This window comes from Mesorhizobium sp. Cs1299R1N3, assembly GCF_037179625.1.
GTDB classification, from domain to species: Bacteria; Pseudomonadota; Alphaproteobacteria; order Rhizobiales; family Rhizobiaceae; genus Mesorhizobium; species Mesorhizobium salmacidum.
Genome location: NZ_JAPYKQ010000008.1, coordinates 132,753 through 153,107 on the forward strand (window position 1 = coordinate 132,753; position 20,355 = coordinate 153,107).

General features: G+C 64.9%; 23 protein-coding genes and 2 pseudogenes. 15 read left to right on the forward strand and 10 right to left on the reverse strand.

What is annotated here, in order from left to right:
• Positions 1 to 104: 104 nt before the first annotated feature.
• Positions 105 to 740 (reverse strand): GcrA cell cycle regulator, encoded by a 636-nt coding sequence (locus tag O7B34_RS18820; protein ID WP_337147457.1) that lies wholly within the window; start codon positions 738 to 740, stop codon positions 105 to 107.
• 583 nt (positions 741 to 1,323) lie between these two features.
• On the opposite strand from O7B34_RS18820, the gene O7B34_RS18825 reads away from it, so the two are divergent.
• The 3 genes from O7B34_RS18825 (at position 1,324) to O7B34_RS18835 (ending at position 2,712) form a co-directional block, all read left to right on the forward strand.
• The gene (locus tag O7B34_RS18825) at positions 1,324 to 2,019 is read left to right on the forward strand and encodes an XRE family transcriptional regulator (protein ID WP_027144203.1); all 696 of its coding nucleotides are present in this window, start codon (positions 1,324 to 1,326) and stop codon (positions 2,017 to 2,019) included.
• Positions 2,020 to 2,113: 94 nt separating this feature from the next.
• Positions 2,114 to 2,404, forward strand: a complete 291-nt coding sequence (locus O7B34_RS18830; RefSeq protein ID WP_337147459.1) for a ribbon-helix-helix domain-containing protein — start codon at positions 2,114 to 2,116, stop codon at positions 2,402 to 2,404.
• A complete protein-coding gene (locus tag O7B34_RS18835) occupies positions 2,401 to 2,712 on the forward strand; it encodes a type II toxin-antitoxin system RelE/ParE family toxin (protein ID WP_337147460.1) in 312 nt (103 codons plus the stop codon). The genes O7B34_RS18830 and O7B34_RS18835 overlap by 4 nt, the downstream gene beginning before the upstream one ends.
• 22 nt (positions 2,713 to 2,734) lie before the next feature.
• Here the strand turns inward: O7B34_RS18835 and O7B34_RS18840 are convergent, their stop codons facing one another.
• Entirely contained in the window at positions 2,735 to 3,037 is a 303-nt protein-coding gene (locus tag O7B34_RS18840; RefSeq protein ID WP_027146301.1) for a hypothetical protein, read from the reverse strand.
• Positions 3,038 to 3,271: 234 nt separating this feature from the next.
• Between O7B34_RS18840 and O7B34_RS18845 the strand changes: the two genes are divergently transcribed.
• Positions 3,272 to 3,580 carry a hypothetical protein gene (locus O7B34_RS18845; RefSeq protein ID WP_337147462.1) on the forward strand — a complete coding sequence of 103 codons (309 nt, stop codon included), beginning with the start codon at positions 3,272 to 3,274 and terminating at the stop codon, positions 3,578 to 3,580.
• A gap of 265 nt (positions 3,581 to 3,845) precedes the next feature.
• On the opposite strand, the gene O7B34_RS18850 is transcribed toward O7B34_RS18845, so the two are convergent.
• The 4 genes and pseudogenes from O7B34_RS18850 to O7B34_RS18860 all read right to left on the reverse strand — a co-directional run bounded on the left by O7B34_RS18850 (position 3,846) and on the right by O7B34_RS18860 (position 7,638).
• The gene (locus tag O7B34_RS18850; protein ID WP_337147464.1) at positions 3,846 to 4,862 is read right to left on the reverse strand and encodes an ABC transporter permease; all 1,017 of its coding nucleotides are present in this window, start codon (positions 4,860 to 4,862) and stop codon (positions 3,846 to 3,848) included.
• Positions 4,859 to 5,947, reverse strand: a complete 1,089-nt coding sequence (locus O7B34_RS18855; RefSeq protein WP_442920976.1) for a sugar ABC transporter ATP-binding protein — start codon at positions 5,945 to 5,947, stop codon at positions 4,859 to 4,861. The genes O7B34_RS18850 and O7B34_RS18855 overlap by 4 nt, the downstream gene beginning before the upstream one ends.
• A pseudogene (locus O7B34_RS32195) lies at positions 5,942 to 6,370 on the reverse strand (ATP-binding cassette domain-containing protein); the annotation flags it as partial. The pseudogene O7B34_RS32195 and the gene O7B34_RS18855, both read right to left, overlap by 6 nt.
• A 320-nt stretch (positions 6,371 to 6,690) precedes the next feature.
• A complete protein-coding gene (locus tag O7B34_RS18860; RefSeq protein WP_027146297.1) occupies positions 6,691 to 7,638 on the reverse strand; it encodes a substrate-binding domain-containing protein in 948 nt (315 codons plus the stop codon).
• A 305-nt stretch (positions 7,639 to 7,943) separates the two neighbouring features.
• On the opposite strand from O7B34_RS18860, the gene O7B34_RS18865 reads away from it, so the two are divergent.
• Entirely contained in the window at positions 7,944 to 8,345 is a 402-nt protein-coding gene (locus O7B34_RS18865) for a type II toxin-antitoxin system HicB family antitoxin (protein ID WP_337147469.1), read from the forward strand.
• Positions 8,346 to 8,627: 282 nt separating this feature from the next.
• Positions 8,628 to 9,326 carry a RibD family protein gene (locus O7B34_RS18870; protein WP_337147471.1) on the forward strand — a complete coding sequence of 233 codons (699 nt, stop codon included), beginning with the start codon at positions 8,628 to 8,630 and terminating at the stop codon, positions 9,324 to 9,326.
• Between the two features lie 190 nt (positions 9,327 to 9,516).
• On the opposite strand, the gene O7B34_RS18875 is transcribed toward O7B34_RS18870, so the two are convergent.
• Positions 9,517 to 10,401, reverse strand: coding sequence for an SDR family oxidoreductase (locus O7B34_RS18875; protein ID WP_337147473.1), 885 nt, complete (start codon positions 10,399 to 10,401; stop codon positions 9,517 to 9,519).
• Positions 10,402 to 10,479: 78 nt separating this feature from the next.
• Between O7B34_RS18875 and O7B34_RS18880 the strand changes: the two are divergent.
• Positions 10,480 to 11,338 (forward strand): annotated as a pseudogene (locus O7B34_RS18880) (helix-turn-helix transcriptional regulator).
• Positions 11,339 to 11,558: 220 nt separating this feature from the next.
• Positions 11,559 to 11,990, forward strand: a complete 432-nt coding sequence (locus tag O7B34_RS18885; RefSeq protein ID WP_337108259.1) for a YybH family protein — start codon at positions 11,559 to 11,561, stop codon at positions 11,988 to 11,990.
• Between the two features lie 377 nt (positions 11,991 to 12,367).
• Here the strand turns inward: O7B34_RS18885 and O7B34_RS18890 are convergent, their stop codons facing one another.
• Positions 12,368 to 12,664 (reverse strand): DUF1236 domain-containing protein, encoded by a 297-nt coding sequence (locus O7B34_RS18890; protein WP_337147474.1) that lies wholly within the window; start codon positions 12,662 to 12,664, stop codon positions 12,368 to 12,370.
• 906 nt (positions 12,665 to 13,570) lie between these two features.
• On the opposite strand from O7B34_RS18890, the gene O7B34_RS18895 reads away from it, so the two are divergent.
• Positions 13,571 to 13,798: a hypothetical protein gene (locus tag O7B34_RS18895; RefSeq protein ID WP_027146293.1), complete on the forward strand. Its 228-nt coding sequence runs from the start codon at positions 13,571 to 13,573 to the stop codon at positions 13,796 to 13,798.
• Between the two features lie 113 nt (positions 13,799 to 13,911).
• Positions 13,912 to 14,133: a hypothetical protein gene (locus tag O7B34_RS18900; protein WP_337147475.1), complete on the forward strand. Its 222-nt coding sequence runs from the start codon at positions 13,912 to 13,914 to the stop codon at positions 14,131 to 14,133.
• A 101-nt stretch (positions 14,134 to 14,234) separates the two neighbouring features.
• Here the strand turns inward: O7B34_RS18900 and O7B34_RS18905 are convergent, their stop codons facing one another.
• Positions 14,235 to 16,148: a diguanylate cyclase gene (locus O7B34_RS18905; RefSeq protein WP_337147476.1), complete on the reverse strand. Its 1,914-nt coding sequence runs from the start codon at positions 16,146 to 16,148 to the stop codon at positions 14,235 to 14,237.
• A 123-nt stretch (positions 16,149 to 16,271) separates the two neighbouring features.
• A complete protein-coding gene (locus O7B34_RS18910; RefSeq protein WP_337147477.1) occupies positions 16,272 to 17,177 on the reverse strand; it encodes a LysR family transcriptional regulator in 906 nt (301 codons plus the stop codon).
• Between the two features lie 93 nt (positions 17,178 to 17,270).
• Here O7B34_RS18910 and O7B34_RS18915 point away from each other — a divergent pair, with 93 nt between their 5' ends.
• From O7B34_RS18915 to O7B34_RS18935, 5 genes are all read left to right on the forward strand, one after another.
• Positions 17,271 to 18,152, forward strand: a complete 882-nt coding sequence (locus O7B34_RS18915; protein WP_337147478.1) for an aldo/keto reductase family oxidoreductase — start codon at positions 17,271 to 17,273, stop codon at positions 18,150 to 18,152.
• A 132-nt stretch (positions 18,153 to 18,284) separates the two neighbouring features.
• Positions 18,285 to 18,620, forward strand: coding sequence for an ArsR/SmtB family transcription factor (locus O7B34_RS18920; protein ID WP_337147480.1), 336 nt, complete (start codon positions 18,285 to 18,287; stop codon positions 18,618 to 18,620).
• Positions 18,621 to 18,722: 102 nt separating this feature from the next.
• Complete coding sequence (locus O7B34_RS18925; protein WP_337147481.1) at positions 18,723 to 19,118, forward strand: SRPBCC family protein; 396 nt, start codon at positions 18,723 to 18,725, stop codon at positions 19,116 to 19,118.
• Positions 19,108 to 19,926 (forward strand): alpha/beta fold hydrolase, encoded by an 819-nt coding sequence (locus tag O7B34_RS18930; protein WP_337147482.1) that lies wholly within the window; start codon positions 19,108 to 19,110, stop codon positions 19,924 to 19,926. Before O7B34_RS18925 ends, O7B34_RS18930 begins: the two co-directional genes overlap by 11 nt.
• Before the next feature lie 46 nt (positions 19,927 to 19,972).
• The gene (locus O7B34_RS18935) at positions 19,973 to 20,338 is read left to right on the forward strand and encodes a VOC family protein (protein WP_337147484.1); all 366 of its coding nucleotides are present in this window, start codon (positions 19,973 to 19,975) and stop codon (positions 20,336 to 20,338) included.
• The last annotated feature ends 17 nt before the right edge of the window (positions 20,339 to 20,355 follow it).

The window sequence follows — 20,355 nt, forward strand, 5'->3', positions numbered from 1 at the left end:
AATAGCTGTTCAAAGCAATTCTCCCAATATTTCGCGGCGATCGGGACTGGCGACGGCACGCAGGAGCGACTTTTTCCCCGTAAACTGGAAGAAGGGACCAAGCTTCACCCGGCTTCGCAAACACGGCGCTGGAAGCGCGCCTGATGATAGGTGCAGTAGCTTTTCATCGCCCTGGTGCGCATGCCGCAGCACAGCATGTCCTGGCCCGGCCGCCCGCCGGGCGCACCATTTTGAGGGTCTTCCTCCAGCGCCAGGTCGAGCGGCGCTCGGCAGCGGCTGAACAGGCAGTCGATGAAGCGCATGGCCACGCCATGCGGCTGTCGGCCGATGGGACCACGTGGCGGTGCGGGTACCTTGAAACGGTAGGTTTCCCCATCGGCGATCAGCACGCCCGCCTCGCGCTGGAAAAGCCGTGGCCGGACGGGCGAAGGAGCCCGCTTCGGCCGCATGGCAGATTTGGCCGGCTGCAGCGCGGCGCCGGCACGTTCGATTATGGTTTCCGGCTTGGCGGCGCGGCGCGCTGCCTTGGCCGTCGCCGTACGGGCCGCCGGCAGGCCCTTGCCATTGGCAAAGCCGATCGCGCCCAGCATGCCGTTGCGGTGGACGATGCCGATAATGGCGTTGCGCGATATGCGCGCGCCACGCTGTGCGCTGAACGCCGCCGCGATCCTCGATGCCGAAAGCCCGTCCTTCAGCCAGGCGGCAATCGCCTGCAATTCGCTGTCGCTGTAGCCTGCCATGTCCGTCTCCATTGCGCGGCCAGCGGCCGCCGCGCACGGCACCGTCAGGCAAGCGTCGGGTTCGCCCGCGGACGCCATGGGCGCTGCCGGGCTTGGTCCGGCCTGTCGGCCGCTGGGATTGCCGTGGAAGGGCTGCTGTCAGCCCCGCCGGTCGGCCGGCGCGGCGAGGTGCGCAAACCGCGCCGTCGCCATGTCCCCGTCAGGGGCTGAGACCGCCCTGCCCGTCGTCGCCTCGTCAGGGATGACGGTGCCGTCCCGCGTGCGGATCAGGGAACAACCCGCGGCCGGGTCGAATGGGGGGCCGGAGCCGCGGGGAGCGGCGGCTCCGGCCGTTCCGGCCGCCAGTGACGGGCGGACCGGACGCGCGGCCGATGCACCAAGGCAATCGGCTTCGCGCTTCGCCTCGGCCGGGGAGGAGGCGGCCGGGGCGGAAGGGAAAGGGCAGCCCGGCAAGGCCGGGCTGGAGGCGCTGTCGACTCTGAGGGGGTTGAGCTTTTGCATGAGGTGATATAAGCATAACTCAAAAATTGATGCAAGCCATTCTTTCATGGACGAAAGCAGGACTTGTTGCTCACATGAGGCCATGGTGAAAACGCAACTGTCGATCAGGGTCGGGGCCGCGATCCGCCAGGCACGCAAGCAGCGCGGCCTGGTCATGCGCCACATCGCCGAGCATAACGACACCGATGTCGCAGCCGTCGGCAACTGGGAAACCGGGCGTAACCTGCCCAAGACCGAGAACCTGTTGAAGACCGCCGCCTTCCTGCGTGTCGACCCCGTGGCGCTCGGCAAGGGCGAGGTCGTCTTCCTCGACGATGCCGGCCCGGTGGCGGACGCCGAGATCGTCACCGATGCCGGCCCCCTGCCGGCCGGAGCCATGGATATTCCGGTGCTCGGCGCCGCCGTTGGCGGCGATGACGGCGACTTCACCTTCAACGGCGAGCCTGCGGGATACGTCCAGCGTCCGCCAGGGGTCCGCAACCTGCCGAAAGTGTTCGCGCTGCATGTGCTCTCGGATTCCATGGTGCCGCGCTATGAGCCCGGCGACATGATCTATTGCGGCGGCCGCGACGCGGTGCCGGGCGACCATGTGGTGATCGAGACCTTTCCGGAAGAGAACGAGAAGAACGGCAAGGCCTTCATCAAGAAACTGGTCCGGCGCACGGCGGGCGAGCTGGTGGTCGAACAATACAATCCGCCCAAGACGCTGACCTTCAACCGCTACGCCATCAAGCAAGTCTGGCGCGTCATCCCGCTGAAGGAACTGCTGGGGTATTGAGGCTCGCCATGTGCCAAGCCGCCAGCCCACTAGCGGCAGTTCGCGAAAAAGCGTATGATTAAGTCACACGCCAAAATTCGCTTCAGGAAACAACATGCGCAGTACCCAGCCCCTGACTATCACCTTGCCGCTCGAGATGGCGCGGATGGTGAAGGACAAGGTTTCATCAGGAGAATACGCAACCGAAAGCGAAGTTATTCGCGATGGCCTGAGAACTCTCGCCGCGCGCGACGCTGCGGTCGATCGCTGGTTGCGTGAAGAGGTTGCACCGACGATGGACGCACTCCAGAAGGATCCTTCACTCGTTGCGCCTCTCGAGGAAGTGCGCGCGCGACTGCACGGCCGCATTGACGAGCTAGTGGGCAAACCCTCCCGCAAAACATGACGTACAGGGTTGTCTTCAGCAAGGCCGCGGAGAACGATCTGGCGGATTTGCTGTCCTATCTGGTGCCCCAGGCAGGCGAGCGGATTGCGCGAATCTATGTCGATCGCCTGATCGACTATTGTGCGGAATTTGACATTTTTCCTGAGCGCGGCACACGCCACGATGACATTAGACCGGGCCTGCGGACCGTGGGCTATCGCCGGCGGGCCACGATAGCATTCAGCGTCAAGGACAAGACCGTGACGATCTTGCGAGTCTTTCATGGCGGGCGAGACGTTGTCCTCATCGACGAAGACGACGTTTCCTGACGACTCTGCCAGCCAGCGCCTCTCAAGCCCGCCTCGAGCCTGCCAGCGGCGCTTCGCGATCGCTCAGCATCCGCGCTTCCGAGCGCACGCGCTGGCGCTCGTCGATGAACGCGGCCTGGATCGAGATCGCGGTGCCCGGCAGCCCGTCGGCACGGCAGGCCGAGCAGACGATGCGACCCGACAGCGCGGCCAGCGGCGTGTTCCCGTTCACCCCGAAGCGCTTCAACTGGTCGGGTCGCCACCACCTGTTGCGGCCGCAATCGGCGCACTCGACCGACAGCGAGGCGACCTGCGCGATCACTGCTTCCCTGCCCGGCAACGCCATCGTTCCTCCGTCCGTCTGTTCGTGATTTGTTCACATATTCCCGTGTTTTGAAGCAGGAGTCGAGTCGCACTTTCCAAACTCCTCCAAAAGTCTCTCTTCTATGTTAGTTTGAGTTATGCTTATATGCAACTTGCAAATGTGAGTCGGCGCGGAATTGGGCGCGCCAGATCCGGGAGCAAGAATGGATGCCGCCGATTTCGCCCGCGCCTGCGGTTACACCGGCGCAGTCCCGCTTTGCTCGAAGCCTTCGAGGCGATCCGCCGCAACGGCATCGCGCAGGCCCGCCTGGATCATTTCAGGCGCAAGGCCGTCATCGACGAATTGAGACCGTCGGAACTTCTGTTCCTGGCCGCGATCGGCCCGGCGCTATCGGCGCACGAAGCCGTCGAGGATGCGATCCGGTTCATCGCCGGCTGGCGAAACATGCCGCGATGGCGCCAGGAGCGGCGCCTGCCCGATCTCGCCAGGGCAAGGCAGCAGCTTCTCATAGCCCGTTTTTTCCGCCGCTACGGCCATGGTTTGTGGGCAAGCCAGGCGGCTTGAGGCTCGACAGCGCCGTTTGCGGGTTTCAGGCGAGGACGTTTTGCAAGCAACGCGGCAGCCGGTGATCCCTTCTCCCCTTGTGGGGCCCGAAGGGCGGGCGAGGCCCATGACTCGCCCAGGGCGGTGGATCGGCGCGTCAGCGCCGAGACGGATGAGGGGTGTTCCAGCGGAGTGAGACGTTGGCGTTCCCTGGAACACCCCTCATCCGACCTCGCTTCGCGAGGCCGCCTTCTCCCACAACAAGGGGAGAAGGAAAAAACTCCCCTCACCGCCTCACCCGCGACTTCAGCCACCGGTCGAACGCCACCGCCAGGATCAGGATGAGCCCGATGACGATGCTTTGCGTGTAGGAAGAGACGTTGTTGAACTGCAGCCCGTTCTGCAGCACGCCGATCAGCGCCGCACCCACCACCGTGCCGCCGACCGAGCCGATGCCGCCGAACAGCGAGGTGCCGCCTATGACGACGGCGGAGATCACCGTCAGCTCATAGCCGATACCGGCCACCGCTTCGGAAGAATTCAGCCTCGCCGACAGCACGAAGGCGGCGAGCCCGGCGAAGAAGCCGACGATGACATAGACGGAGACCAGGATGCGGTCGACGCGCAGGCCCGACAGTCGTGCCGCTTCGGCATTGCCGCCGACGGCATAGACGGCACGGCCGTAGCGGGTGTAGCGCAGCACGATGTGGCACAGGATGGCGGCGACGGCGAAAATCAGCGCCGGCACCGGCACCGGGCCGATCAGGCCGGTGCCGAACCAGCGCATCGAGGCGTCGAAGCCGGAGATCGGACCGCCATTGGAGATGGTCAGCGTCAGCCCGCGGAACACCGTCAGCCCGCCCAGTGTGACGACGAAGGGCGGCACTTTCAGCCTTGTGATCGCGAACCCCTGCACGCCGCCGGCGAGCGCACCGACCACGACGGCGGCCAGCAGCGCCGTGAACCAGCCATAGCCCTGCGTGCCTGACGTCGACAGCGACAGCGTGTTGGCGGTGCCGCCCTTGGCCACCACGGCCGCCACCATGCCGCAGAAGGCCAGCAGCGAGCCGACCGACAGATCGATGCCGGCGGTGAGGATGACGAAGGTCATGCCGAGCGCGATCAGCCCGGTGATCGAGATCTGCCTGGTGATGTTGAACAGGTTGATCGGGTCCATGAAGCTCGGCTTCAGCACGGTGAAGACGACGACCAGCGCCGCCAGGAACAGCAGCGGCCCGAAGCTCATCAAAAGCCGGGCGATCGTCACGCCGCCACGCTGGTTCTGTTCCTCGGCGATGCTCATCCTGCCTGCCCTTCCGTATCCTGTGCCGGCGCGTCTTGTCCCGGCGTATCCTGCCTGTCGAGCGCCATCAATTCCATCAGCTTTTCCTCGTTTGCCTCTACGCCCGGCATCTGCCCGGTGATGCGCCCCTTGCGCATGGTGACGATGCGGTCCGACACCGCCAGCACCTCGGGCAGTTCGGACGAGATCATCATCACCGCGATGCCGCGCGCCGCCAGTTGCACCAGGATCTGGTGCACTTCCGCCTTGGCGCCGACATCGACGCCGCGCGTCGGCTCGTCGACGATCAGCACTTTTGGATCGCGCGCCAGCCAGCGCGCCAGGATCACCTTCTGCTGGTTGCCGCCCGACAGGCCCTCGATCGCCTGCTCGGCCGACGCCATGCGGATCGACAGCATCTTCCTGAACCCCGACAGCGCGTCGCGCTCGCGCCGCTCGGCCATGAAGCCGAAGCCGTTGCTGAAACGCCCGAGCGAGGCGACCGAGAAATTCGGCAGGATACCAAGCGCGGCAAAGATCGCCTGGTGCTTGCGGTCCTCCGGCACCAGGCCGATGCCGAGCGCGATGGCGTCGGCCGGCGAAGCAGGCGCGATTTCCCTGCCGTCGAGCGTGATCGTTCCCGCGGCGATCCGGTCGGCGCCGAAAATGGCGCGCGCCAGCTCGGTGCGGCCGGAGCCGACGAGGCCGGCGACGCCGAGGATCTCGCCGGCCTTGAGGTCCATGTCGACGCCGTCGAGCACGATGGCATGCGGCGCCTCGGGGTCACGCACGGTGCGCAAGCCGCGCACGGAAAGCACGACATCGCCAGCCACCGCGCGTTGCGCCGGCCGCGCGTAAAGCTCGGAGGCGGCGCGCCCGACCATCTTCTCGATGATGGCGGGCAGCTTGATCGGCCCGCCCTGACGGTCGAGATGCCCCGCCAGCCTGCCGTCGCGCAGCACGGTCATGCGGTCGCAGATGGCGGATGCCTCTTCCAGCCGGTGGGTGACGAACATGATCGCGACATGGTCCTTGCGCAGCCGGTCCATGATCGACAGCAGGCGTTGCACCTCTGTCTCGGTCAGCGCCGAAGTCGGCTCGTCCATGATGATCAGCCGGCTTTTCAAAGACAATGCACGGGCGATCTCGACGAGCTGCTGCTCGGCCACCGACAGCGCCGACACCGGCGTCATCGGGTCGATGGAGAGACCGACGCGGGCAATGATGGCGCGGGAATCCTGCTCCATCTTGCGCCAGCTCACCAGCCCGAGCCGGCCGATCGGCGCACGGCCGATGAAAATATTCTCCGCCACCGTCAGCGTCGGAATCAGGCTGAGCTCCTGGTAGATGGTGACGATGCCGAGCCGCTTGGCATCCTGCGGGCTCGCCGGCTGGTAGTCGGCGCCGTCGAAGGTGATGCGGCCGCCGGAAGGCGGCATGACACCGGACAGGATTTTCAAGAGCGTGGATTTGCCGGCGCCGTTTTCGCCAAGCAGGCCGAGGATTTCGCCGGGGCGGACATCGAGCGAGACATCGCTCAGCGCGGTGACGCCGGCGAAATGCTTGGTGACGCCCTCGACGGCAAGCAGGACGGGGGATGCGGCTTCAACTAAAGGCAAAGACTTCTCCTTGTTGCCATCCCTATATTGGCCAGGTTGCGCTTGAACGCCCCCCTCTGTCCTGCCGGACATCTCCCCCTCAAGGGGGGAGATTGGCTGTTGCCCTGCTTTCGCCAATCACCAACATTGCAGGAGGAGCGCCGACGTCGGGACATCCGATCTCCCCCCTTGAGGGGGAGATGTCCGGCAGGACAGAGGGGGGCGCTGTCCCGCCGGCCTTTCAAGTCGGCCTACTTCGTCTCGTTCAGCCTTTCCGCCTTGTCGAGATTGTCCTTGCCGATGACGATGGGGGTCAGCAGCACCAGCTTCTCCTTCGGCTCGGTCTTGTCCTTGGCGAAGGCGACCGCGATCTGTACGGCGGTGCGCGACTGCTTGCCGGGGAACTGTTCGACCGTGCCGGCGAGCTTGCCGTCGCGCACGGCGACCAGCGCTTCCGGCAGAGCATCGAAGCCGTAGATCTTGACGTCGCTGAAGTTGCGCGCGGCACACGCTTCGAGCGCGCCCAGAGCCATATCGTCATTGGCGCAGATGATGGCGTCCGGCTTGCCGTTGGCGGCAAGGCCGGCTTCCGTCACCGTCAGCGCCTCGGCGCGGGCGAAGTTGGCGGTTTGCTCATAGATGATCTGGTACTTGTCCTTCAGCGGATCGAGCACATTGTGCACGCCCTTGTTGCGGTCGATCGCGGGACCCGCGCCCGGCTGGCCCTGCAGGTGGAACAGCTTGGCGCCATTGGGGAATGCCGCAACCACGGCCTGGGCTTCCGCCTCGCCGCCCTTGACGTTGTCGGCGCCGACATGGGCAAGGATGCCCTGGACACCGTCGACGCGGCGGTCGATCGTCACCACGGGAACGCCAGCCTTGACCGCTTCCTCGATGGCTGGCGCCAGCGCGTTGACGTCGAGCGGCGAGATGACGATCGCGTTGACCTTCTGCACCAGGGCCGCCTCGATGTCGGCGGTCTGCTTGGTGGCCGAGTTCTGGCCGTCGCTCTCGGTCAGGTTGACGCCCTGCGCCTGCGCTTCGGCCTTGATCTCGTTCAGCATGTGCACGAAGAACGGAAAGCCGAGACTGGGCACCGAGCCGAGAATGGTGAGTTTATCCGCGGCGAAAGCCGAGCGTGCGGCCAGCATCATGGCGCCCGCGGCCACGGACGTCATCAGGAATTCGCGTCTGTTCATGGGTTCCTCCTCCACAGAAGCGCACGTCCCTAAAAACCGGGACCGGTTTCAGGAAGGATCACGCGCCGGTTAAAGTGTTGGAGCATCCTCCTTGCGCCAAGAACGCATGCCGCTCCAGCTGACCGCCTGAATTCCTCCGATCGGCGTCAACAAGAGGATGCTAACCCAGGGTCAACCGTTTGTGCAACATCGATATAACAGGGCCGGACAGCGACTTGTCGGAATTGTCGGAATTTAGGATTATAGCCGGGCCGCTCCTTCGGGGGCATCGAAAAGCAATCTGGACTGAAACTGAGGTGACGGACATGAAGCAGTACATCGGACTGATCCACAAGGATGCCGACAGCGACTTCGGCGTGTCTTTTCCCGATTTCCCAGGCGTGATTACCGCCGGCAAGGATATGGATGACGCCCGGTCCATGGCTGAAGAGGCCCTTGCCCTCCATATCGAAGGTTTGGTCGAGGATGGCGATGCCATTCCGGAGCCTTCCAGTCTGGAGGCCGTAATGACAGACGCCGACAATCGCGACGGCGTCGCAATCCTGGTCGCGGCAAGGACCGGAGCCAGGAAGGCGGTGCGTATCAACGTGACGCTGCCGGACGACGTTCTCCAGCGGATCGATGCCTTCGCCGAAGCCCATGGCTATACGCGATCCGGGTTTCTGGCGAAGGCAGCGGAGAAGGTGATGGCGCTTGAAGCGGCCTAGCCCGGTCACGCCCCAAACATTGCAATTGACATAGCCGGCGTTACTTGACGGTCTGCGAGGGTTCGCTCCTCCTTCGGCCCAGCCGTCCCGTCTCGTGCGGGCGCCTAGTGCATGTCGCCCGGAAGTGTCCTCGGTTCCGGGATAACGACATGCATAAGATCAGAAGCTTACAGCAGGTCGAGCGAATCCTATTCGCCCCGACGCTGTAAAAGTGGTGCGGTTTGGGAGGGCACGCACGACGACAGGGCCTGAATTTTGCAATCCCATCCCCGGAGAAATCGCATGAAGCCGCACATCATCTGCCATATGCTTGCCTCGCTCGACGGCAGCCTTCATCCGAGCCGCTATACCGCCAGCCCCGATGGCAGCCGGGCCGAGTGGTCGGGCCTCTATGAGCAGATCCACAGCGATCTCGAAGGCGACGCCTGGATCGTCGGCCGCGTCACCATGGCCGAGATGAGCAAGGCCGGCGCGCACCCGCCGGCGCATGCTGAGAAGGTCGAGCGGCCGCATCATTTCGCGCGGCGCGACGCGGACAGCTATGCCGTGGCGCTCGATGCCTCCGGCAAGCTCCACTTTGCCAAACCCGACATCGGCGGCGACCATGTCGTGGTGCTGCTTGGGCGTGATGTCGAGGACAGCCATCTGGCCGAGCTTGCCGCCGACGGCGTGTCCTATATCGTGTCGCAAACAGCCGGCATCGATCTCGCCACGATGCTCGACGTGCTCGGGCGCGAACTCGGCATCCGCAGGCTGCTGCTCGAAGGCGGCGCCGGCATCAACGGCTCCTTCTTCGCGAGGGGGCTTGTCGACGAACTCAGCCTTCTCGTTGCACCCGCGCTCGATGCGCGGGCGGCAAACCAGGGGTTTGTCGAGTTCGGCGAGGCCGGCCTTGCAAACAAGGTGCGGCTATCGCTCAAAAGCTGCGAAACTCTGGCACATGGCCTTGTCCATCTGCGCTACGCCGTCAGCCCAGGTTGACGGCTAACCATCATGCCAGGCTGACGGCGTAGCGTCATGCCAGGCTGACGACTAACCGTCATGCCAGGCTGACGACTAACCGTCATGCCAGGCTGACGACTAACCGTCATGCCAGGCTGACGACTAACCGTCAGCCCAGGCTGACGGCTAACCGTCATGCCCTCGCTGAAGCCGCCGCCTCTTACGCGGATCAGTATTGCATGGCGTCGAGATCGGCGATCAGCGTCGGTCCGGTCGGATGCCAGCCAAGCCGCGCCTGGGTCAGCGTGCTGGAGGCCGGCAGGTCCATGGGGGCGAACATCGCCATCCAGCCGAAATGCTCCGCCGCCTTTTCCGGCGCGATCGAAACGGCCGGCAGGTTCAGGCCCCGGCCAAGCGCCTCGGCGATCGCGCGCACCTCGACGCCTTCCTCGCCGACGGCGTGATAGCGGGCGCCGGGCTGCCGCTTTTCCACGGCAAGGCGGTAGAGGCGCGCCGCGTCGAGGAGATGGCCCGCCGCAAAGCGATTGCGGCCTTCACCGACATAGGCCGAGACGCCTTTCTGGCGCGCGATTTCGATGAGCGGCGAGATCAGCCCCTGCTTGACCGTGTTATGGACCTGCGGCAGCCGCATCACCGACACGTTGATGCCCGCCTCCAGCAGGGCATTCCCGGCGAGTTCGGAGGCGACGCGCGGATTGGGATGGCCGGGGTTGAAGACGTCCTCGACCGCCAACTGGCCATGGCCGGGGGCGCCCATGCCGGTGCCCGACGTGATCACCAGCGGCCGGTCGGAGCCGGCGAGCGCCTGGCCGAGTGCCGCGATGACGCGCCTGTCCTTTTCGCAATTCTCGGCGAACCTCGAAAAGTCATGGTCGAAGGCCGTGTGGATCACCGCTTCCGCCTTCGCCGCACCGTCGCGCAGGCCCTCGGGATCCTCGAGGGTTCCGCGATACACCTCCACGCCCGCGGCGGCCAACGCCTCGGCGCCGGCGTCGGAGCGGGTGACGCCGATTACATGATGGCCCGCCTCGATGAGTTCGGGGACAATCGCCGAACCGATAAAGCCGGTGGCGCCGGTAAGAAAGATACGCATGCAAAATCTCCTGCACAGTTGCCCGCGCAGTATCGCTGCTCTATTATTCCATTAAAGTAGTGATCTTATCATGGTATAATGGCTAACAGGATGCCCAACAATTCCGCCGGTTCGCTCGCAGCCTTCCTGAAGGACAGGCGCACTCGGCTCGACCCCTCGTCGTTCGGCTTCTCGGGCCGCAGGCGCACGCCGGGACTGCGCCGCGAAGAGGTCGCCCAGCGCGCCAACATCAGCCCGACCTGGTACACATGGCTTGAACAGGGCCGGGGCGGCGCGCCTTCGGCCGACGTGCTGAACCGGATCGCCAAGGGACTGCTGCTGACCGAGGCCGAGCGCGAACATCTTTTCATGCTGGGGCTGGGGCGTCCGCCCGAGGTCCGCTACATCGGCGCCGACGGCGTCAGCCCCAGGCTGCAGCGCCTTATCGACACGCTCGAGGCAAGCCCGGCCTTGATCAAGACGGCGACCTGGGATGTCGTCGCCTGGAACCGCGCCGCGCAAATCGTGATGACCGACTACAGCACCCTGCCCCCGGGTCAGCGCAACATCCTGCGTTTCATGTTCCTGAGCCCCACTATCCGCGCCAAGCAGCACGATTGGGAGAACCTCGCCCGCTTCGTGGTCGGCGCGTTCCGGGCCGACGCGGCACGCCGGCGCGGTGTCCGAGGTCGCCCAGCTCGTGGACGAGCTTTGCAGCGCCAGTCCCGAGTTTGCCGCCCTGTGGCGGGAAAACGACGTGCTCAGCCATGGCGACGGGACAAAGCGCCTGAAGCATCCCGAACTCGGCGACATCGAACTCGAATATTCGGCCTTCGCGGTCGACGGCCGGCCGGATTTGAGCCTGACCGTCTACAACCCCGTGGACGGCAAGGTCGCCGACCGAATTCGCGCGCTGGCCCGGCGCCGCCAGGAGCAAGAGGCGGACCCGTCGCGGTGACACCTACCCCGCTCAGAGCCGTTCGCATACCGCCTTCAGGATCTGCAAGGTCGACCCCTATTGGGCGGATTGACAGACCTTCGCGCGGCCGGCTCGCTTCCGGTATGCTTGGAACCACGCTTGGGGTCTGGCGTCATGTCTCGTGAGACAGATCGAGGGTATTCGATAGCAGAGGATTTTGGTGTAGAGTTCTCTGTTCAGATCAGACGAGGACGGTAAGATGTTAGCTTCCGACCTGACGAAATTTATCGAGCAAGATCATTTGGCTTTGGGTGCTTTCGTGAAGGGCGACCCTGAGCCTCTGAAAAACCTCTACTCGCGACGGGATGACGTGATCATCGCCAATCCGTTCGGTCCACCGGCCAGGGGTTGGATAAAAGCTGCTGAGACCATGGATCGGGCTGCCACCAACTACCGAGACGGCCAGGTCGTCGGCTTTGAGCGAATCGCCGAGTACGCGACGGCGGACCTGGGCTACATCATCGAAATCGAGCGGCTTCAATCCAAGGTCGGCGGCGCCGACAAACTGGTGCCGATTTCTCTTCGGGCCACCACCATCTTCCGGCAGGAGGATGGCGCGTGGAGGATCGTCCTTCGTCACGCCGATCCGATAACCTCAGCGCGGCCGGCGGCGTCCATAGTTGGGCAGTAGAAGGTTTGCTGGCTAGTTGCTAATGCCCACCGGACCTAAAGGCTCCGCGAAGCCAAAGTGACGATCGGGCGGCTTGACGAAGCGGATATCCAGCAGATGCGAGAACGCCTCATTCGGCGGGGGTGTTCAACGACTAAATTTCAAACTGAGACACTACCCACAGGAGGGTGCCACGCGCGGAGTGGCGGCAGGTGAGCAGCGATGATCCCGAGGTCAAGATCGACGCTCGATGGCGAGATCGAGCTGATGACCATTGGCGAAGCCGCAGCCCTTGCGGGCCGGTCACAAAGAGCATCGACCCGCGCAAATTATGATTGCTCGGGCAACGCACTTTGCGCAATTGGCCCGCCACCAGCCTGGCGGCGGGCCAGGCGCGGCTACTCGATGATCTTGATGATCTTGTGGGTGCCTGGGTCCACGATCACCGTCCGGTTGTCGATCACGGTGTAGCGATATTTGACGTTGGGAACTTCGTGGAGTTCAACGGTATCTGGCAAGGCCGTGCCGATATTGAGTTCCACGCCGGGAACCTTGACCGAAGCCAGCGGCTGCTTCTTCACATATTCCTTGATCACTGTTTCCTGCTCGGGCTGGATGACGACGTCCTCGGCGGCGGCCGCGCCGACGCCTGCGAGCAACAGAACCGCGGCTAGGGCGGCAAGATTCTTTTTCATGAATTCCTCCATCTGAAACCTGCACAGCTACAACATTGTCACCGCGCTGCCGATCGAACTTCAGGCGGGATTGAATGTTCCAGGATCGGGCTTCGGTCCGGCCTGCCCCAGACTTAGGTCCCATCTTAAAACGCAATGGTCCTGCCGGAGCCGCCGCCGGGAACGGCCGTCTTTCACGCTCGTTGTTCGCTGCAAGGTCACCGGCAGGTAGCCGGCGAAAGTCGGACTGCGACCGCGCGTGTTTTTTCGAATTGGCGCAGCTACGTCCCTTCCTGCGCCAATAGGGTTCGGCCACTGCTTCCATGCGGTGGGCGAACCCTGAATTCCCTGGTTTCGGGCCGAGATGTGAGGAGATTCTGATGTTCAGCGACAAGGAAAGCCGACTTATGGAGGCGGCGCTGTTGATGGCGGTCCCGTTATCGGCCTTGATCGCCGTCCTGCTCGTCAGCTTTACCTCAAGCTGGTAGCAGCCCTCGTAGCAGCCCTTGTCGTTTTTCACCGGCAATCATGGCGCCGAGTTGAGGCGATGGGACAGCGGATGCGTCCATACAATCCCTGTCTAACGGATCTCGGCGTGCTTTCCGTCACCCCGCGGATCGGGCTAACCGTTGCCGGGGAATCAACGCTCGCCGCTGCCCGCGGAAATCGCGGTCCGTTCATGACGCTTCAGGAGACGCAGCCCGGCCTGCCTTGGCGGAGGGCTCGGTACGTTGCGAGCAGGCCGGGCCATGCTCCGGCTACCACCATTGGCGGAGGCTCGGCCGGTGCGCAGGCAGGTTGTGCCTTTATCGTTCGACCCGCAACTCGGACTGAAGTCCGAAGTATCAGGCGCATTGGTCCCACACGTTGAACATAGTCCGCTGGTGCTCGTTGCCCATTGCAGGTGCGTGATTTGGAGGAGAGATAATGCAGCTTGGTGAGATCATCGCCAATACCTTGGCCGTCCTCTTGCTGGTCTGTTTTCTCGCCAGCACGTTCTTCCTTTTCGGAAAGCCGTTGTGGCCGGAGCAGCATGCCCGCATGGTCATCATCCCGGCGGTTGACAGGATGACGACAGCCTCGACTGCTCCCAATGGCACACCTGTCCTGCCGGACACTTTCGACACCAGCCTTGCCCATCCAAGGCCGTCCTAACGGCCATCCTGGGCGCGCGCGGCAGCGAATGCGGCTGCGCGCGAACAGCCGGAACCAAAACGACCGGCAACGGTTTCCCACCTGAAGGGACCGTAACCACGGAAACAGCAGTAATGGAACTTCTGACCTTGGAACTGGCCAGGGCGAGGCAGCGACTTAACCGAGCGGAACTCGCCCTCGAACGTGCAAACGCGATGCTGGACGAGGACTGTGGCGTTGGTATCAATCTGAGGCTTTGTGACAGGATACGATCCGCGCAACAACGCGTCGGCGAGGCGAAGGCTCGTCTTGTGAAGCTCGATCCCGCCAGCGCGGATACAGTTCACACCGGTTGAAGCTTACACGCCCCTGAGAGAGGTGCCCGCCCGGATCCTCGTTCAGGCAATCCCCAGCTCAGCCTCGATCCAATGGCAGTCCGCCCTGGAACTGGCAGGACTCATGTCTTGCGCCGCGAGCCGGTCGAGCGTTGGCCGCTGAGGTGCGGACGCCAGCCATGCACCCGGTCCCGCCCCGCGGCCTTGGCGCCGTAGAGCGCCTCGTCGGCGCGGCTCAGAAGATCGGCGATCTCGATGGCGGCGGCGGCCTCGAGGGTGCTGACTCCGATGCTGACGGTGACGATGCCTTTTTCGCTGCCGGCATGCCCAAGAGCGAGGTCGCGCACCTTGCTCCTGAGGTTTTCGGCGATGACGAAGGCCCCTCGCGCGTCGGTCTCGGGCAGGATGAGCGCGAACTCCTCGCCGCCATAGCGGGCGGCGGCGTCCGCCGGCCGGCGGGCTGCCGCCCCGATGCAGCGGCTGATGACGCGCAGGCACTCATCGCCCGCCGGATGGCCGTAATGGTCGTTGAACCGCTTGAACCAGTCGACGTCGATGATGAGCAGGCTGAGCGGCATTGCGTTGCGACTGGCGCGGGCGAATTCGTGCGCCAGCGCTTCGTCGAAGGCGCGCCGCGTCAACAGTTCGGTCAGGCCGTCGCGGTGCGCCAGGAGGTTCAGCTTCTCATTGGCGGCCATCAGTTCGGCCTCGACCTGCTTGGCCTCGGTGATGTCGGAAAACATGCTGAGGCTTCCGCCATCGCCGGTCGGCCGGGTGCGCACATCGAGCCAGCGCCCGTCGGCAAGCCGGACCTGACGGTGACTGATAAGCTTCTGCGAGGCCATGATGCCGGCGATCCAGTCCTCGACAGCGTCCGGCGGCGTGATGCCTTCGCCGCGCGCCGCCGAAGCGCGCAGGATGTCGCGGTAGTCGGCACCCGGCACTCTTATGTCGGCCGTCTTCGGAAACATGGCGCGGTACCGGGCGTTGCACAGCACCATCTTGCCGTCCAGGTCGAACATCACCAGGCCGTCGGCCATGTGCGTCAAGGCGTCTCCGAGCCTTGCCTGGCTTTCCGCCAGCTCGGTCTCGAGCTGCTTGCGCGCTGTGATGTCGCGATTGTGCGTGATCAGGCCGACGACCGCCCCGGTCCTGTCGCGGAACGGAGCTTTCAAGGTCGCCAGCCAGCCGTCGGTGCCGTCCTCGCGGTGAAGGCGCTGTTCGATGGTGGACGAGGCGCCCGACGCCAGCACGACAAGCTCGTCCTCGCGGAAGCCTTTGGCCGTCTCATGCGGAAAGAAGTCGAAGTCCGTCTTGCCGATCAGTGCCTTGGCGTCGGGCGCATGCAGCAATTCGGCCGTTGCCGGGTTGGCCGCGATGAACCGCCCGTCGAGATCCTTGACATTGAGGCAATCGGGCAGCGTCTCCACCACGGCCTTGTAGATGCGCCGGGACTGCAGCGCTTCGAGGCGACGCCGCTCCTGGTAGAACGTCAGCCCCGACAGCACCACCGAGACAAAGATGAGCAGGGAGGAAGGCAGCGCCACATCAGGCAGAACCACTTGCAGGACATCCCGCGGCAGGACGCTGAGGCCAAGCAGTGACGCCGCCGCCGCGGCCGCGCCAAGGATCATGATGTCGAGTATGGTGGCGTGGCGGCCCTTCAGGGCAAGGTTTCCGGCGACACCGACCAGCATGGCGGCCGCGATCCCCACCGCGCCGGCGAAGGCGCCGATGCCGCCCTCGAACGTCCGGAAGGCACCGGCCATGACCCCGGCGACGATGCCGGCGACAGGACCGCCGAAGAAGCCGGCAACGGCAATCATCGTCGCCCTGAGATCGGCGAGCACGCCCGGCTGCAACTGCATGGGCGTCAGCATCAGGACGATGGCGCCGGCGCCCATCAGCACGCCGAAGGTCGCTGCCTTCGCGGCGGCCGGCCAGCGATCCAGCCACACATGCGTGTGGATCCAGACCGAAACGAACATCGCCACGACCGCGAGATTGGCCAGCAATTCGGACCAGGGCGAACCCATTGCGCGCCTTTCCCTTATCGGGCTTTCGCCGTACCGCCTCCCTGATAGGCCCTCAATGACAACAAAGTGTTACATCGGGGGATTTGGCCTTGGCGCAACTCGCGGCACGATGTCGGTCCGGGATCACCCCCAGCGCATCCCACCGACAAAATCGATGAACGCGCGCAGCGGCGCTGGCGTCAGGCGGCGGCCGGGATAGTAGAGGAACGGGCCTGAAAATTCCTGCCACCAGGGCTCCAGCACCGGCTCCAGCCGGCCGTCGTCGAAATAGGGGCGCAGCCAGTCCTCGAACAGCGAGACGATGCCGCCGCCGGCGACCGCCACCTCGAGCGCAAGCGCCATTGCCGTACCGGTGCTGACCAGCAGCGGGCCGGTTGGGTCGACGCTCACCACCTCACCGTCGCGTTCGAACTCCCAGGGCGGCGTGAAGCCGCTGGCGAAGCGACCGCGCAGGCAGGCATGATCGAGCAGGTCGCGTGGATGGCCGGGCCGGCCGTGCCGGTCGAGATAGGCCGTAGCGGCGGCGGTGGCGAAGCGCTGCCGGCGCGGGCCGATCGGCACGGCGATCATGTCCTGCTCCAGCCGCTCGCCATAGCGGATGCCGGCGTCGCAACCGCTCGCCAGTATGTCGACGAAACTGTCCTCGGCGGTCACTTCCAGCCGGATGTCGGGATAGGCGGCGAGGAAGGGCGGCAAAAGGCGCGGCAGCACCAGTTTCGCCGCGACGACCGGCACGTTGAGCCGCAGCGTGCCGGCCGGGCGGCCGCGAAAGCCGTTGACCACGTCGAGGGCAGCATCGACTTCGCCGAGCGCGGGGCCGAGCCGCTCGAGCAGGCGCGCGCCGGCTTCGGTCGGCGCGACGCTGCGGGTGGTGCGGTTGAGGAGCCGCACGCCGAGCCCGCTCTCCAGCCGCCGCACCGTCTCGCTGAGGCTGGAGGCACTGACGCCACCCACCCGGGCTGCCTCGCGGAAGCCGCCGGCGCGCGCCACCGCCATGAACGCCTGGAGGTCGCCCAGATCCGCTGCCATTGTTCGCCTTTCCGCACGGGTCGTGCCGATTGCACCACATTATCGTTCAGGTGCGCGTTGTCTATATCTGGCTGACCCAAAGGAGATGACACCATGACCGACATCAGCAAGGCCGGAACTTTCAAACTCGGCGACCGCACCGTGAAGCGCCTCGGCTACGGCGCCATGCAACTGGCCGGACCGGGCGTCTTCGGCCCGCCAAAGGACCGCGACGCCGCACTCGCCGTGCTGCGCGAGGCCGTTGCCAGCGGCGTCGACCATATCGACACCAGCGATTTCTACGGCCCCCACGTCACCAACCAGATCATCCGCGAGGCGCTGCACCCCTACCCCACCAACCTCACCATCGTCACCAAGATCAGTGCGCGGCGCGGCGCGGATGCATCGTGGATCCCCGCAATGTCACCGCAGGAGCTGACGCAGGCCGTGCACGACAATCTGCGCAATCTCGGGCTGGATGTGATCGAGGTCGTCAACCTGCGCTCCATGCATGGGATACACGGACCCGCCGAAGGCTCGCTCGAGCCGCAGCTCGACACGCTCGCCGAACTGCAGCGCCAGGGCCTGGTGCGCCATATCGGCCTGAGCAATGTCACCCGCAAACAGATCGCGCAGGGGCGCGGCATGGTCGACATCGTCTGCGTGCAGAACCAATACAACATCGCGCATCGCCAGGATGACGCGCTGATCGACGAGCTTGCCGCCGACGGCATCGCCTATGTGCCGTTCTTCCCGCTCGGCGGTTTCACGCCGCTGCAGTCGAGCACGCTTGCCAATGTCGCGCAAAAACTTGGCGCGACACCCATGCAGGTGGCGCTCGCCTGGCTGTTGCAGCGCTCCCCCAATATCCTGCTCATCCCCGGCACCTCGTCGGTCGGGCATCTCAGGGAGAACCTGGCGGCAGCCGAGCTGAGGCTGCCGGCAGATGTGATCCAGGTCTTGAACGGCATCGCGGCGGAGAAGGCAGCCGCCTGAGACTTCCAGAGGCTGCCGGGCGGAACCGTCCTCCCGGCAGGCGCTTCCACCTCGCGGGCTTCCCAAGCTTGTTGACGCGTCAGTTCAAATCATTTATAGAACCATTTAGTTCTAGAACTAAATGGTTCCGTAATGACCGTTGAATTCTCTCTTGACCATACATTCGCCGCGCTCGCCGATCCCACGCGGCGCGCCATCCTTGCCCGGCTGCTCGATGGGGAAGCCTCGGTCGCGGAACTGGCGCAACCCTTCGCGCTAACCGTGCGCGCCGTGTCCAAGCATATCGGCGTGCTTGAGCAGGCCGGCCTCGTTACCCGCAGCCGTGCGGCGCAGAAACATCTGAGCCGCATCGAGCTGAAGCCGCTGCGCGACGTCGACCGCTGGCTCGACGATTACCGAAAACTCTGGGAGGGCCGCTTCGACCGCATGGAGGACCTGCTGCGGCGCGATGCGGAAAAGACGCCATGAGCGATCGGGTGCGAGATACCGTCGATCGCAGCTTCGCCATCGAACGGGTGTTCGAGGCTCCGGTGGCACGCGTCTTTCGGCTAATGGACCGATCCCAGGCTGGTGGCGCAGTGGTGGGGCGTCAAGGGCTGCACCATTCCCCATTGCGTGCTCGACGTGCGCGTCGGCGGCCGTTGGCGCGTCGACATGCTGACCGCCAGCGGCGCGCTCTACCGCAACCAGGGCAGCTATCTCGAAGTCGTCGAGAACGTCAGGCTGAGCTACCGCGACGAACCGGATCCGGAAATCCGCGAATGGGCCGGCAATCCGCCGGGCCAGAGCCGCCATACCGTGACCTTTACGCCCGATGGCACGCGAACCCATGTCCATTTCGAGGTGACGCTGGCGAGTGCCGCCGACCGCGAGCGCCTGCTGGCGCTGGGCATGCGCGGCGGCTGGATGCAGAGCTTCGACCGCCTGGAGCACCTGATCGATCGAGATGCCAACCATGCAAGGTGAGAACGCGAAACCTTCCACGCAAACCGTGCTGTCGCGGGATGGAACGCCAATCGCCTGCGAGCGCCGGGGCCACGGCCACCCGCTCATCCTGGTCGACGGCGCACTGTGCTCGCGCACGATGGGACCGAGCAGTCCGCTGGCCAAGGCGCTCGCGGACAACTTCACCGTGTTCCGCTATGACCGGCGCGGCCGTGGCGACAGCGGTGACACCGCGCCCTACGTGGTCGAGCGCGAGGTCGACGACATCGGGGCGGTGCTGCGGGCCGCCGGCGGGGAGGCCTATATCTGGGGCATGTCGTCGGGCGCCATGCTGGCGCTCATGGCGGCAACCCGCCTGCCCGGCATCAGCAAGCTCGCGCTCTACGAGGCGCCACTCATCGTCGACGACAGCCGCGAGACAACGCAGGCCGACTGGGCAGCCATCAGGGATGCCGTCGCGCAAGGCCGGCGCGGCGACGCCATAGCCGTCTTCCTCAAATCGGTGGGCATGCCCCGCCTGCTCATTGTTCTCATGAAGCTCACGCCGATCTGGCGACGGCTCAAGGCCGTCGCGCACACCCTGCCGCATGACGGCGCCATCGTCGCCGACGACCAGCTTGGCAAGCCGCTCGGCGCCGACCGCTGGGCATCGCTGCGCGTGCCGGTGCTGGTGACGGATGGCGGCAAAAGCCCGCCATGGATGCGGCACGGCAACAGGGCGCTGGCCGAAGCACTGCCCAATGCAAGCTACCGGATGCTGCCCGGCCAAAACCACATGCTGAAACCCGCCGCCCACGTGCCGGTTCTGACGGCGTTCTTCAACAGTTAGGATTTGGCACGGACGCCAACACCGGGCGAATGAAAGGAGAACAACCATGCTGCTTCGCCATATCCTCATCAAGGTTGACGACCAGGACAAGGCGCTGGCCTTCTACACCTCGGTCATGGGTTTTGTGAAAAGGCATGATGACGACAGCGGTCCGATCCGCTGGTTGACGGTCGTGGCGCCCGACGATGCCGGCACGGAACTTGTGCTCGAACCCAACAGCGCCCCGCCGGCACGTGCCGCGCAGCGAGCGCTTTACGACGCCCGTTTCCCGGCGGCGCTCATCACTGTCAGCGACATCCACGCAGAGTTCGACCGGCTCACCGGGCGCAGCGTGAAATTTCTCAGGCCTCCGGAACGCACGGGCCCGGTGACATCAGCCTTCTTTGACGCACCTGCGGCAATTTCATCGTGATGGCCGAGCCATCCGCC